The sequence below is a fragment of the Acinetobacter sp. ANC 4779 genome (genome assembly GCF_004331055.1).
Taxonomy (GTDB): Bacteria; Pseudomonadota; Gammaproteobacteria; order Pseudomonadales; family Moraxellaceae; genus Acinetobacter.
Genome location: NZ_SJNU01000010.1, coordinates 59,247 through 73,666, shown reverse-complemented (window position 1 = coordinate 73,666; position 14,420 = coordinate 59,247). Strand labels below are relative to the sequence as shown.

Annotated in this window: 11 protein-coding genes and 1 riboswitch; of the genes, 10 read left to right on the top strand and 1 reads right to left on the bottom strand. The window is 43.9% G+C overall.

Annotated elements, in window-relative coordinates; translation table 11 throughout:
* Window positions 1-13: 13 nt before the first annotated feature.
* The 6 genes from murC to lpxC all read left to right on the top strand — a co-directional run bounded on the left by murC (window position 14) and on the right by lpxC (window position 7,016).
* Window positions 14-1,462, top strand: coding sequence for a UDP-N-acetylmuramate--L-alanine ligase (murC, locus tag E0H80_RS12040; RefSeq protein ID WP_131366155.1), 1,449 nt, complete (start codon window positions 14-16; stop codon window positions 1,460-1,462).
* Between the two features lie 56 nt (window positions 1,463-1,518).
* Window positions 1,519-2,448: a D-alanine--D-alanine ligase gene (locus E0H80_RS12035; protein ID WP_131366153.1), complete on the top strand. Its 930-nt coding sequence runs from the start codon at window positions 1,519-1,521 to the stop codon at window positions 2,446-2,448.
* A 3-nt stretch (window positions 2,449-2,451) separates the two neighbouring features.
* Window positions 2,452-3,306 (top strand): cell division protein FtsQ/DivIB, encoded by an 855-nt coding sequence (locus tag E0H80_RS12030; protein ID WP_131366151.1) that lies wholly within the window; start codon window positions 2,452-2,454, stop codon window positions 3,304-3,306.
* 71 nt (window positions 3,307-3,377) lie between these two features.
* Window positions 3,378-4,640: a cell division protein FtsA gene (gene ftsA, locus E0H80_RS12025; RefSeq protein WP_067869262.1), complete on the top strand. Its 1,263-nt coding sequence runs from the start codon at window positions 3,378-3,380 to the stop codon at window positions 4,638-4,640.
* Window positions 4,641-4,801: 161 nt separating this feature from the next.
* A complete protein-coding gene (gene ftsZ / locus E0H80_RS12020; RefSeq protein ID WP_131366149.1) occupies window positions 4,802-5,992 on the top strand; it encodes a cell division protein FtsZ in 1,191 nt (396 codons plus the stop codon).
* Between the two features lie 121 nt (window positions 5,993-6,113).
* Window positions 6,114-7,016 (top strand): UDP-3-O-acyl-N-acetylglucosamine deacetylase, encoded by a 903-nt coding sequence (gene lpxC / locus E0H80_RS12015; RefSeq protein ID WP_131366145.1) that lies wholly within the window; start codon window positions 6,114-6,116, stop codon window positions 7,014-7,016.
* Window positions 7,017-7,113: 97 nt separating this feature from the next.
* Here lpxC and E0H80_RS12010 read toward each other — a convergent pair whose 3' ends face one another.
* On the bottom strand, window positions 7,114-7,554 hold the full coding sequence (locus E0H80_RS12010) for a DUF721 domain-containing protein (protein ID WP_131366143.1): 441 nt from the start codon (window positions 7,552-7,554) through the stop codon (window positions 7,114-7,116).
* 108 nt (window positions 7,555-7,662) lie between these two features.
* Between E0H80_RS12010 and E0H80_RS12005 the strand changes: the two genes are divergently transcribed.
* The 4 genes from E0H80_RS12005 to E0H80_RS11990 all read left to right on the top strand — a co-directional run bounded on the left by E0H80_RS12005 (window position 7,663) and on the right by E0H80_RS11990 (window position 14,383).
* A complete protein-coding gene (locus tag E0H80_RS12005; RefSeq protein ID WP_131366141.1) occupies window positions 7,663-8,343 on the top strand; it encodes a M23 family metallopeptidase in 681 nt (226 codons plus the stop codon).
* A gap of 327 nt (window positions 8,344-8,670) precedes the next feature.
* Entirely contained in the window at window positions 8,671-11,385 is a 2,715-nt protein-coding gene (gene aceE / locus E0H80_RS12000; RefSeq protein WP_131366139.1) for a pyruvate dehydrogenase (acetyl-transferring), homodimeric type, read from the top strand.
* Window positions 11,386-11,387: 2 nt separating this feature from the next.
* Complete coding sequence (locus E0H80_RS11995; protein WP_131366137.1) at window positions 11,388-13,403, top strand: 2-oxo acid dehydrogenase subunit E2; 2,016 nt, start codon at window positions 11,388-11,390, stop codon at window positions 13,401-13,403.
* A gap of 190 nt (window positions 13,404-13,593) precedes the next feature.
* Window positions 13,594-13,734: riboswitch (yybP-ykoY riboswitch) on the top strand.
* A 73-nt stretch (window positions 13,735-13,807) separates the two neighbouring features.
* The gene (locus E0H80_RS11990) at window positions 13,808-14,383 is read left to right on the top strand and encodes a TMEM165/GDT1 family protein (protein WP_131366135.1); all 576 of its coding nucleotides are present in this window, start codon (window positions 13,808-13,810) and stop codon (window positions 14,381-14,383) included.
* Window positions 14,384-14,420: the final 37 nt, after the last annotated feature.

Genomic DNA, 14,420 nt, shown 5'->3' with positions numbered 1-14,420 from the left:
ATTAGAGTGATATATGTCTTCATCTACTCCTGCTGAGCAAGCGAAAAAGTTAATTAAAGTGCCGGAAATGCGCCGTATCAAACACATTCATTTTGTAGGAATTGGTGGTGCCGGTATGTGTGGCATCGCGGAAGTGCTGAAAAACCAGGGCTATAAAATTTCGGGTTCGGACATCAAAGCCTCTAAAACCACTGCACAGCTTGAAGAAAACGGCATCAAAGTTTATATCGGTCATGCGGCTGCAAATATTAAAGATGCCAATGTGCTGGTCGTATCTACAGCGATTGATCCAGAAAACCCGGAAATCAAGGCAGCGATTGAAACCCGCATTCCCGTAGTGCGTCGTGCTGAAATGCTGGGTGAGTTGATGCGTTACCGTCATGGTATTGCCGTTGCAGGTACTCATGGCAAAACCACCACTACAAGTCTCATCACTTGTATGTTAGCGGAAGAAAACATGGATCCGACCTACGTGATCGGTGGTTTGCTGAATCGTACGGGCGTAAATGCCGCACTCGGTGCGAGCCGTTATATTGTGGCTGAAGCGGATGAATCTGATGCGACTTTCTTGCATTTGCATCCGATGGCGGCAATTGTGACCAATATCGATGCCGATCATATGGATACCTATGGCGGTAGTTTTGATGTGCTTAAAGATACTTTTGTACAGTTCTTACAAAAACTTCCATTCTATGGTTTAGCTGTGGTTTGTGGCGATGATGCCAATGTCCGCGAGATTATGCCGCGTATTGGTCGTCCGCTTTTAACCTATGGTTTTAACGAAGATAACGACATCCGTGCGGTCGATGTAGATCCAGATGGCATGCGCACGCACTTTACCGTATTGCGTAAAGATCGTGAGCCCTTACGTGTGACGGTGAACCAGCCGGGTCTGCATAACGTACTCAATGCCTTGGCTGCCATTGGTGTGTCAACGGATGAAGGTGTTTCTGATGCGGCAATTTGCCGTGCGTTGGAAGGCTTTAGCGGAGTCGGTCGCCGCTTTCAGGTACAAGGTGAATTTGAACTGGAAGGTGGGAACGTAAAACTGGTGGATGACTATGGTCACCATCCTAAAGAAGTCGAAGCAACCATCAAAGCTGCGCGTCAAAGCCATCCAGACCGTCGTTTGGTGATGATGTTCCAGCCGCACCGTTTTAGTCGTACCCGTGACTGCTTCGATGACTTCGTAGATGTATTGTCACAAGTCGATCAATTACTGCTGCTTGAAGTGTATCCTGCCGGTGAAAAACCAATTGTGGGCGCGGATAGTCGTAGCTTGGCGCGTAGCATTCGCTTACGTGGCGATGTTGAACCGATTTTGATTGATCCTGTGCAAGGCAATTTAAAAAATGCGGTACAAAAAGTGTTAAAAGCAAATGACTTGTTATTAACCCAAGGCGCAGGTAATGTGGGTGCGATCTCGATTGAGCTTGCACAAAATAAATTGTATTTAAAATAATCACTTTATGTGGTTTTGAATTTGATCGTTCAGTTATAAAGTTTAAGGATATAAACGTGGCAAATGCTTCAGAATTCGGCAAAGTTGCCGTGTTGCTTGGTGGTAAATCGGCTGAGCGCGAGGTTTCTCTAGATAGTGGTAGGGCTGTACTTGAAGCATTGCTCCGCTTGGGTGTAAATGCAGAAGCTTTTGATCCGCAAGAACGTAGCGTGACTGAACTGCTCAACTATGATCGTGCATTTATTGTGTTGCATGGTCGCGGTGGAGAAGATGGTCAAATTCAAGGGGCATTAGAATGGTTGAATGTGCCTTATACCGGTACTGGTGTGCAAGGCTCAGCCATCGGTATGGATAAAGTCAAAACCAAGCAGGTTTGGCAAGGTTCTGAACTGCCGACGGCACCGTATCGTATTGTGACTAAAGATTCTGATTTGAATGCTGTCGTCGACAGTATTGGTTTACCATTCATTATCAAACCGGTACATGAAGGTTCAAGTATCGGTATGAGCAAAGTTGAGCGTATTGAAGACTTTGCAATCGCGATTGAAAAAGCGACTGAACATGATGCAGTGGTAATGGCTGAAAAATGGATTAGCGGCCGTGAGTTTACCATTGTGATTCTAAATGGTCAGGCGCTTCCTGTAATTCGTCTTGAGCCGCCAAAAGATGTGGCTTTCTACGATTATGAGACCAAATATAACCGTAACGATGTGCAATACGGTATTCCTTGTGGTCTAAGCGAAGATGAAGAAAAACGTTTACAAACCTTGTCTTTACGTGCTTTCCAAGCCGTGGGTGCAAGTGGCTGGGGCCGTATTGATGCGATGCAGGATGAACACGGCAATTTCTGGTTGTTGGAAGTCAACACTGTTCCAGGCATGACCAGTCATTCATTGGTGCCTAAAGCTGCACAAGCGGTGGGATATAGCTTTGATGAGCTTTGCGTTGCCATTTTGGAACAAACTTTGACAGGTGCGGCTCACTAAACTATGGCTCAACTTCCTGCTTCAATGCGCCGTAAACGAGCAGCAATTACCTCAATACATGACAAGCCCCCAACCCGTAAGGAAAAGCTTGCGAATGCCGGTGGCTGGTTATTGTTGCTGATTGCACTCATGGTATTGGCTGTAGGAGTCTATGGTTTATATACAGTCATGACCGATGCACATGTCGCGGAACTCAATGTTGTGGGTACGCGTTCCGACGCTGAAAACAGTCAGGTCATGAAGCATGTTAGCCCGGCGGTAACAGCAAATTATTTTACCGCTGATTTAGAACAAATTCGAGATCAGGCGCTAGAGTTGTCTTGGGTAGATCGTGTGGTGGTCTCACGTGCATGGCCGAATTCAATTCGGGTCAGAGTGATGCCGCGTCATCCCATTGCCCGTTGGGGGACTGGGCGACTGTTGAGTGATAGTGGTGATATTTTTGCACAAGTAATTCCGCAAAATAATCAAAAATTACCCTTGCTACACGGTCCAACGTCTCAATCCAAAATGATGATGCGCCGCTACAATGAAATTAACCAGTTATTCCTGCCGGTCAATGTTCGTTTAAAAGAATTATATTTAACAGAACGTATGACGTGGTTTATGCAGTTTGATTCGGGTTTACGTGTGATTGTGGATCAAGACCAGACCATGAGTAAACTTCAACGCTTGAGTCATCTGGCACAAAGTGATTTAAAACCAGTTTGGTCTAAAATCTCATCAATTGATTTACGTTATCGAAATGGATTGGCGATACAATGGAAGAATTCAGCACCACCTAATATTGTAAATAGTCATTTTGTTGTAACGATTAATGACACAAGCATTGCAGATGCAAGAATGGTAAAGCCATAATTGAGCGGCTTGATATAAAATAGAGGCTTATGGCCATAAATTAACCAAACATGTGATGATGGTAGTAGATAATGAATGAAGCTGTTCCCTCGGTTGTTGCGATTGACATTGGGACACACAAAGTTTCAGTTTTGATTGGTAAGGTACATGCGCCAGACAATATCCAAGTGATAGGGATGGCAACAGCTCGTAACCGAGGCATGAATAAAGGAAAAATTGTAAGTCTCGATAAAGTCATCACTGCAATTAAAAATGCCGTACAAGAAGCAGAAGACATGGCTGAATGCCGGGTGCATTCCGCTTGGATTTCCATTCCAAGCGCAGAATTAAAAAGCTTTTATGCATCAGGCCGTACACCCATTGAAAATAGTGAACATACTATTACAACCAGTGAGGTTGTGCGTGCGCTAGAGTTGGCCAAAGCCAGTCATTTGACTTCAGACCACTATTTGGTCAGTGCAGTACCGTTGGGCTTTGAATTGGATGATTCGGCAGAATGGGTACAAAATCCGATTCGCATGTCTGCCCACAGTATGATAGGGCATTATCAGTTGATGATGCTGCCGATCAGTACCATGCAGAATCTGGATCGTGCGCTTAAAGGTGCCAATATCGGTGTCGAAAAAATGGTGGTGTCTTGTTTGGCAACTGCTGAAGCAAGTCTGCTTAAAGATGAAAAAGAGTATGGTGCATGCTTGGTGGATATTGGTGCGGGTACCACCAATATTGCGGTCTATCTAGATGGTCGCCTTGCATTGACGCATACTTTGCAACGTGGTGGTGAGCATGTTACGCGTGATATTGCTGCAGTACTGCAAACCACGACGGAAGAAGCGGAACGAATCAAGTTATTGTATGGTTGTGTTGACCTGAAAGTGGTGAAACCCGATCATATGATTCAATTTCAGGGGATCGAGGGTCCACAAACCATCAGTCGCATTGAGTTGGCAGAAATTATTATTGCGCGTTATGAAGAAATTTTGACGCAAGTTCATCACGAGCTACAACGCAATGGCGCAATTCATGGTTTATATCATGGTGTGGTACTGACAGGGGATGCAAGCCAAATCGAAGGAATGGTAAATCTGGCACGTCAAATGTTGGGTGTTTCAGCGCATTTAGGAAATCCACCGGTACAGGTATATGCTGAAGAGCAAAATCAGGCTGCTTTGCGCCGTTCGCAATATGCAACAGCTGCCGGATTATTGATGTTCAGCCAAAGTGACACGCAAGATACCATTGTAGAATCTACAGATCCTGGAAAACTGTCTGTTTTTAAGCGAGTAGGTCGAGCATGGTCGGCATTAAATAATCAGTTAAAATCGATATTTTAAGTTGAATTTATTGGGAATATTGTTAGGAAGTTGTACGTCTAACGGCTTGTACTTGACAAGCGTGTCGTTGAACAGCATCCTAAAACACAATTTTTTATTAAGATCAAGGCAGTATACGGGCTTAAGTGACTGCCAATTACGAATTAGGAAATCCAAAGGTCATGGCCTCATTTGAATTTTTAGAAGATGATCAAAACGATAGCAACGGTCAAGCCCGTTTCACTGTGTTTGGTGTAGGTGGTGCTGGTGGTAATGCTGTACAACATATGCTTGAGTCAGATATTCAGGGTGTAAAATTTGTTTGTGCCAATACGGACAAACAAGCTTTGGATCGGATGAATGCTCAATTCAAAATCCAGTTAGGCGAGCAAAGCACACGCGGTTTGGGTGCTGGGGCAAATCCTCAAGTGGGGCAAACTGCTGCTGAAGAAAGTCGTGAAATCATTCGTCAACACCTTGAAGGTACAGACATGGTGTTTGTGACTGCCGGTATGGGTGGCGGTACTGGTACTGGTGCGGCACCTGTGGTTGCTGAAATCGCCAAAGAAATGGGGATTTTGACCGTCGGCGTGGTGACTACACCTTTCAATTTCGAAGGGAAACGTCGTCAGCAATCTGCTGAAAAAGGGATTGAAGCTTTAGAAGCACATGTTGATTCTTTAATCATTATTCCCAACCAGCGTTTGCTTAAAGTATTCCGCGATATTTCAATGAAAGACGCGTACAAAAAAGCAGATGACGTTTTGCTCAATGCAGTACGTAGTATTTTTGATCTTGTGGTTCGTCCAGGGCATATCAACCTTGACTTCGCCGATTTGAAGACTGCCATGAGTACGCGTGGTTATGCCATGATGGGTGTGGGTTCAGGTCGTGGTGAAAACCGTGCACGTCAAGCGGCTGAACAAGCGATTCGTAGTCCATTGCTGGATAACGTGACTATCATGAATGCCAAAGGTATTTTGATTAACGTGACCGGTGGCGATGATGTGACTTTCGGTGAAATTGAAGAAATTACCGATGTTGTCAATCAAATTGTCGATTTGGATGAAGGGCAAGTATTCTACGGAACTGTATTTGATCCAGATGCACGCGATGAACTGAGTGTAACTGTGATTGCAACGGGACTAACCCGTAATTCAGCGGATTCAGCGGATACAGTCAAACGTCCATCTTCACAGTCGGCAACACGTCCAGCTGCTGCGGCGAATCATACTGTGGTGGAAGATGATGATGTACCTGCAATTCAGCGTCAAAACAATGATGCGGGTACAGCACCGGCTCCAGCAGTAGGGGCTACACGTCCAACCCCAATGAGCATTCAAGATTACTTGAAAAATCAGCAACGTAAATAAACTAATAGTTTTAGTTTTAGTTTACAAATTTAAAAAAGGTCGTAGCTATACGACCTTTTTGTTTTTTATCAATGGCTAAATATGCTAACGTATATCGGTTTTATGAGCAGATGATAGAAAAATGTTGAAACAGCGAACCCTACAACGTGTCGTGAAAGCGAGCGGTATCGGTCTTCATAGTGGGCAAAAAGTCTTAATTAACTTTGTGCCGCACCATGTAGACGGGGGAATTGTGTTTCGACGTATTGATTTAAATCCACCGGTAAATATTCAAGCCGATGCAATGCTGATTCAAGAAGCATTTATGTGCTCGAATCTGGTTCAGGAAAATGCCAAAGTCGGTACCATTGAACACGTAATGAGTGCGATTGCGGGATTGGGTATCGATAACCTGATTATCGAAGTCTCTGCTTCTGAAGTACCAATTATGGATGGTAGTGCAGGCCCGTTTATCTATTTATTGATGCAAGGTGGTTTGGCTGAACAGAATGCGCCGAAAAAATTCATCAAAATTTTAAAACCTGTGCAAGCCCTGATTGATGATAAGCGTGCAATATTTCATCCCTATCAGGGTTTTCAACTTAACTTCACCATCGATTTTGATCATCCTGCCTTTAAAAAAGAATACCAGTCTGCAACTATCGATTTTTCTACTGAAACCTTCGTTTATGAAGTGAGTGGAGCGCGTACTTTCGGCTTCATGAAAGATTTAGACTATCTGAAAGCCAACAATTTGGCATTGGGCGCGAGTCTGGAAAATGCGATTGGGGTAGATGAAACAGGTGTAGTGAATGAGGAAGGGCTTCGCTTCTCGGATGAATTCGTACGGCATAAAATTTTAGATGCCGTGGGTGATTTATACTTGCTGGGGCATCAAATTATTGCAAAGTTTGATGGCTATAAGTCAGGACATGCATTAAATAATCAATTATTACGTAATGTTAAGAGTGATCCAAGTAGTTACGAAATTGTAACATTTGATGACGAAACCAAATGCCCTATTTCTTATGTGGGTGTGACATAAGTCATTGTCTTTTAATGCCTGGGTTATAATATAACAAAGCTGACTGTTAAACCGGTCACAGAATTTATGACTAATTTCAAAGACATCAAAATACCAGTTACTTTTTATTGCTTGCCAAACGTAGCATTGCTTGGCTAAGCTTAGGGTCGCTCACAAAGTCAGCAGCCCCACGAATTAAATCTTGGGTATCTGGACTAAGGGATCTGGTCAGCGACTCAGGCTTGAGTGGTTGTTGTGTTTGAATTCTTAAACGAACTTGCAGTTTCTGCAAATCTTTAAATTCGGACAATTGTGACAATTGAACAATATATTGCTTTTGAAGATATGCCAGTTGACTAATCATGGCTTGATTTGCACCGGTAATGGTCAAAATGCCATTTTCATAACATACAACTTGCCATTGCTCTGGTTGGGGTAATATTGGTTGAATAAGTTTTGTAAGTTTCTGCCAAGCAGCAACTTGTGTAGAGAGAAACGTAAAGTTTCCTGTTTTTAAGTGTTTTCTTGTTTGTTGGAAGAGCTTTAGCGGTTCAGACATACATTGTTCCTACATATTTGTGTCTTAATCTTATGCGTTCCTTTCAGTAGATATCAAGGAAGAGATCACGCAAGGACATTAACTAAGAACAGTTAAAAGAGGTTTTTTATGCATACGAGACGTATTTTATTAGCGTTTTCATTGGCAGCGTCTGCTGCATCTGTAGCTTTTGCTGATTTGGTCGAGCTAAATTCTGACGTATCCACCGATCGTATTGAACAATTGACCCGTACTTTGGCTCAAGGTTCTTATGCAGAATCAAATGATATTGATATTCCTGCTGAAACCAAAATGAGCGTTAAATTACGTGAAAAAACTGTTGAATTAAACAATGAATCGCTCGCGAAAAAATACGGTTCAAGTACTTCAAAAAGCTATTCTAACAATGCTTACTCTTGGTTGGTAGCTCATCCACTTCCTGACATGAAACGTGTTAGTTCAACTTATGGTGGTCGTACCATGGGTGGTCGCGCAGAAAACCATTCAGGTTTAGATATGTCTGCACCAAGTGGTACTGCTATTTACGCAACTGGCCCGGGTGTCGTTACTAAATCAGGCTGGGGCACCGGTTATGGTCAATACGTTGAAATTAACCATGGCAATGGGTATTTAACGCGTTACGCACATGCATCTCGTTTAATTGCCCGTGTTGGTGATCAGGTACAAGCAGGTGAACATATTGCCAACGTAGGTTGTACTGGTCGTTGTACCGGTCCGCATTTACATTACGAAGTAGTTAAAGATGGTCAGCGTAAGAATCCATCAGCATATTTGGCCATGTTGCCATAAAACTCATTATGAACACTTTTTAAAACCCATTCTGTCGGTTTTAATTTAAGAGTTGTAACGATAGTTAAAGAGTGTGGTAATTCATTTAAAGAGTAGATTAAAAAGCCGCTATAGCTTTTAAGTTTTATATTATCACTGTAACGAATACTTATTGTATAAAAAACCGCCTTTATTGGCGGTTTTTTGTTTTATTGCGTAAAGAATAGTCAGTGGGTATTTATTATCTAAATAATAGTGCTATTCCGTATTCAGCTGTGGCAATAACTGAAGCCTTCTAAAGTATGGTACATATAGAGAATATAAATAGGCTCAAGGAATAGGTGGAATATGGCGTTTTATGGTGATACTGACGCGCAAGAAACCCAAGAATGGCAAGATGCTTTCGACTCGGTTTTACAACACATGGGAACGGAGCGAGCGGCATTTTTACTCGAAAAACTCTACCAGCGCGCAATTGCTACTCATGTTCCCATTCAGCGTCTAAATACTCCTTATCTCAACACCATTTCAGTTGAAGAAACCCCAGCCATGCCGGGTGACCAAGACATGGAACGTCGCATCCGCGCCTTGATTCGCTGGAATGCTTTGGCGATGGTACTGCGTGCCAATAAAACCGGTGATGATCTCGGTGGGCACTTGGCCAGCTTTGCCTCTTCGGCAACTTTGTATGATGTCGGTTTTAACCATTTCTTTCGTGCAGGCAATGACCATTTCGGTGGTGACATGATCTATTATCAAGGTCACTGTGCACCGGGTGTTTATGCACGTTCATACCTTGAAGGCCGTTTAACCGAAGAGCAACTGAGTAACTTCCGTCGTGAAGTGAATGGTAATGGTCTTCCAAGTTACCCGCATCCTTACTTGATGCCGGACTATTGGCAGTTCCCAACTGTTTCGATGGGTCTGGGTCCAATCATGTCGATCTATCAGGCACACATTCAAAAATATTTGATGAACCGTAGCCTGATTAAAGAAGAAGACCGTAAAGTCTGGGCATACCTTGGCGATGGCGAGATGGACGAGCCAGAAAGTACCGGTGCGATTTCTCTTGCAGGTCGTGAGAAGCTCGATAACCTGGTGTGGGTGGTGAACTGTAACTTACAGCGTCTGGATGGTCCGGTTCGTGGTAATGGTAAAATTATTCAAGAACTTGAATCACTATTCCGTGGTGCAGGCTGGCGTGTCATTAAAGTAGTTTGGGGTCGTCATTGGGATCCACTGCTTGATAAAGATGAATCAGGCGCTTTAAAAGCGATTATGGAAGAAGCGGTTGATGGTGATTATCAACGTTACCAGGTCAAAGGGGGTGCATATACCCGTGCACACTTCTTTGGTAAATATCCAGAAGCAGAAGAGCTGGTAAAAGGTTTAAGTGATGAAGACATCGATAACTTAAACCGCGGTGGTCATGACCCTTACAAAGTTTATGCTGCCTACGCAGAAGCAATGAAGTCTACAGGTCAGCCAACCGTAATTTTGGCGAAAACTGTTAAAGGTTATGGTTTATCTGAAGAAATCGAAGCAGTGAACAAAACGCATCAGATCAAAAAGATGCAGCTTGAATCATTGAAATATGTTCGTAATCGTTTCAATCTTCCATTCACCGATGAACAGCTTGAAGAAGTGCCATTCTATCGTCCAAGTGAAAACTCACCTGAATTGAAATACATGAAGGCACGTCGTGAAGCGTTGGGTGGCTATTTACCTGCACGTCGTAAAGAAAGTGACTCATTGCCCATCCCTGATTTGTCGGTCTTTGATGCAGTGTTAAAAGGTTCCAATGGCAAGCAGCAATCCACCACTATGGTGATGGTGCGTTTAATTTCTGCATTGTTAAAAGAAAAAGCCATTAAAGATCGCGTCGTGCCGATTGTTCCGGATGAAGCGCGTACTTTTGGTCTGGAAGGCATGTTCCGTCAGTTGGGTATTTATGCTGCACATGGTCAGAAATACACCCCTGAAGACCAAGAACAGCTGATGAACTATCGTGAAGCCAAAGATGGTCACATGTTGCAAGAAGGGATTAACGAAGCCGGTGCGATGAGTGCTTGGGCTGCGTTGGCAACCAGTTATTCAACCAATAACTTGCCGATGATTCCCATGTACATGTACTACTCGATGTTTGGTTTTCAGCGTATTGGCGACATTGCATGGGCTGCAGGTGATGCTCAGGCACAGGGCTTCTTGCTGGGTGCAACAGCAGGCCGTACCACATTAAATGGTGAAGGTTTGCAGCATCAGGATGGTCACTCACACCTTCTTGCCGGCACCATTCCAAACTGTGTGGCGTATGACCCATGCTTTGGTTATGAGCTTGCTGTGATTGTACATGACGGTTTACAACGCATGTATGTGAATCAGGAACGTGTGTTCTATTATTTGACTGTAATGAACGAAAACTACGAGCATCCAGCAATGCCACAAGGTGTTGAGGAAGGCATTAAACGTGGTATGTACCTGCTTGAAGAAGATGAAAAAGCCACTGTTCAATTATTGGGTTCAGGTGTGATTCTCCGTGAAGTGATTAAAGCTGGAAAAATCCTGCGTGATGAATACCAAATCCATTCTAATGTCTGGAGTGTAACCAGCTACAACGAGCTTGCACGCGATGGTATGGCTGTTGAAGAATACAACCGTCTACATCCATTGGCGGAAGAAGCACAAGAAGGTTGGGTCTCTCAGCAATTGCGTAGTACCGATGGTATCGTGGTTTCTGCAACGGATCATATGCGTGCCTATAGTGAACAAATCCGTGCCTATCTTCCAGACAACCGTCCATATGTGACTTTAGGTACAGATGGCTATGGTCGTTCTGATACGCGTGGCAATCTGCGTAGTTTCTTTGGTGTCGATGCAGCGCATATTGTGGTTGCAACATTGAAAAAATTAGCCGATGAAGGCGAAGTGGATGCGCGTTTAGTCAAGGATGCGATTTCTAACTTTGAATTGGATACCGATCGTCCTGTGGCTTGGTTGCCTCAAACCCACCCAGAAGTTCAAGCGGTTGCGGATTATAAAGAGCCAACAGGTGAGGAGAACTAAGCATGCAAATCAAAACACCTGATATTGGGGTAGATAAAGCCAGCGTTGCGGAAATTTTGGTAAAAGTCGGCGATACCGTGGCTGTTGATGACAGTCTGGTCTTGCTGGAATCGGATAAAGCCTCTGTTGAAGTGCCTAGCACTTCAGCAGGTGTGGTAAAAAGCATTTTGGTTAATCTGGGTGATAATGTTACTGAAGGCATCGCATTAATTGAACTTGAAGCAGAAGATGCATCCAATGCAGCAACTGAAGTTCAAGAGGCGGATGCTTCACAAAAGACATCGGAAAATACCCCGACCTCACTGCCTGATCAAGAAATTATGCAGGAACTTGCAGCTCATCAGCCGCATCCCCCTGCAAATTCTGCTACACCGGCCTCTGCATCAAGCAGCATTGTCGAAGTTCAGGTGCCGGATATTGGCGTAGAAAAAGCGCTGGTGGGCGAAATTCTGGTCAGCGTCGGCGATACTATTGACGTTGATCAAAGCATTGTTGTGGTTGAATCCGACAAAGCCACGGTTGAAGTACCCAGTTCAGTTTCGGGTATCGTTGAAAGTATTGAAGTTACTGAAGGCGACACGGTAAAAGAAGGTGTGGTGCTGATTAAGGTGAAAGTTGCTGGCGCGACCCAAGCTGAAACTGTTGTGGACGCTCCGAAAGCAGAAAACGTACAAGCTGCTACAACGAAATCTGAACCTGTAGCAGAAGCTGCTCCGGTTCAAAGCGGTGCAATTGAAATTAGCGTGCCTGATCTGGGTGTGGACAAAGCCACGGTTGCTGAAATTTTAGTGAAAGTCGGTGACACGGTTGAAGCGGATCAAAGCATTATTGTGGTTGAGTCAGATAAAGCCACGGTTGAAGTTCCCAGCTCTACAGCAGGCGTGATTAAAGCGATTCACGTTGAAGTGGGTCAAAATGTCTCTGAAGGCATTGCACTGGTTACGATTGAAGGTAAAGCGCAAACAGATGCTGCCCCTGTTGCAGCCAAAGTTGAAGCACCGAAAGCAGCAGTTACAAAAGCAGAAACAGCCCCGGCTACACCTGCTGCTCAAGCGGCAGCGACGACCGATAATGCAGACAAGCTGACCAAAGAGCAGAATGCAGCCAACTCGAAAGTCTATGCTGGCCCTGCTGTGCGTAAACTGGCACGTGAATTGGGTGTGATTTTATCGGATGTGAAAGCATCTGGTTCGCATGCGCGTGTGATGAAAGAAGATCTGAAGGCTTATGTCAAAACTCGCCTCACGACGTCGCAACCTGCTCCTGTAGCAGCTGCTGCTGTTCAGGCAGCCAGTCTGCCAAAACTTCCAGATTTCTCTGCATTTGGTGGTGTTGAAGAAAAAGCCATGACACGCTTGCAACAGGTTTCTGTACCGCAATTGTCATTGAATAACTTCATCCCTCAAGTCACGCAGTTTGATGCTGCAGATATTACCGAGCTTGAAGCTTGGCGTGGCGAGTTGAAAGGCAACTTTAAGAAAGAAGGTATTAGCCTGACCATTTTGGCTTTCATTGCCAAAGCCTTGGCGCATCTTTTAAAGGAAGAGCCTTATTTTGCAGGTCATTTGGCCGATGATCAAAAATCTGTATTGCTGCGCAATGAAATCCATATGGGCATTGCGGTGGCAACACCGGATGGTTTGACTGTGCCTGTGTTGCGTAACCCAGACCAAAAATCAGTGAAGCAAATTGCAATTGAGCTGGGCGAGTTAAGCAAAAAGGCGCGTGAGAAAAAATTATCACCGAAAGATTTGCAAGGTGCGAATTTTACCATTACCAGTCTGGGTTCAATTGGTGGAACCGCATTTACACCACTGGTGAACTGGCCTCAAGTGGCAATTTTGGGTATTTCACCTGCAACCATGCAACCGGTATGGAATGGTGAAAGTTTTGATCCACGCCTGATGTTGCCATTGTCCTTGTCGTATGACCATCGTGTGATTAATGGTGCTGATGCTGCCCGCTTTACCAATAAACTAACCAAGCTTTTGGCGGATATCCGGACTTTGTTGCTCTAATTAGCTCATAAAACGCCAATAAGATAAACCCTGCTTCGGCAGGGTTTTTTTATGGGTGCCAGATCATTAAAATGTCTGAAAGATCCTACTCATCTCATCATTATTGCTTAATTTTATTTATTTTAATCTTCTATTGTAAAATACTGACAGTAAATTGATTTGATAAAAAACAGCTTTGCGATTAAAATCACTCCACTTCATTGGGGAGTAGCCGCTTTTTACGCAATGTAAAAAGGTGATGGTCAACATAATTGTTCAACAGAACATGGTCATCATAGCAAAGAACCAATTCAGCTTTTTGAAAGCTTTTTTTGTTGGCAAGACCTTTGATTTATCACTCCGCAGATTTTGGCTAGCAGGAGCGATAAGTCATTGGCAAATTTTGCTAGCCAGAGAAAGATCTCATGTATGAACTGCTCATCTCTACCGCTATTGTTGCCCTTGCTGAAATGGGTGATAAAACTCAACTATTAGCACTTCTCCTTGCGGCACGTTTTCGAAAACCCGTTCCTATTCTATTTGCCATTTTATTTGCCACCTTATTGAATCATGGTATATCGGCAGTGCTTGGTCAGTGGATTACTACGGTATTAAGTCCAGATGTGTTGCTCTGGATTGTGTCGATTGGCTTTATCGCCATGGCATTGTGGATGCTTGTTCCAGATGAGCTGGAAGATGAAACCGATAATATTAATAAATGGCAAAAATACGGTGTGTTTGGGGCAACCTTTGTGCTGTTCTTCTTGGCAGAAATAGGCGACAAGACCCAAGTGGCCACCGTTGCTCTGGCAGCGCGTTTTGACAGTGTGTTCTGGGTGATGCTGGGCACCACCCTTGGGATGATGATTGCCAATGCGCCTGCAGTCTTTATCGGGAACAAGCTGGCTGACAAATTGCCAATTCCTCTGATTCATAAAATTGGTGCGAGCATATTCTTGATTATTGGTGTGGCGACTTTGGTGCAACATTATTTCTTTTAAAGTCGAATAGTAAAGAAAAATCCTGGCATTTTAGTCG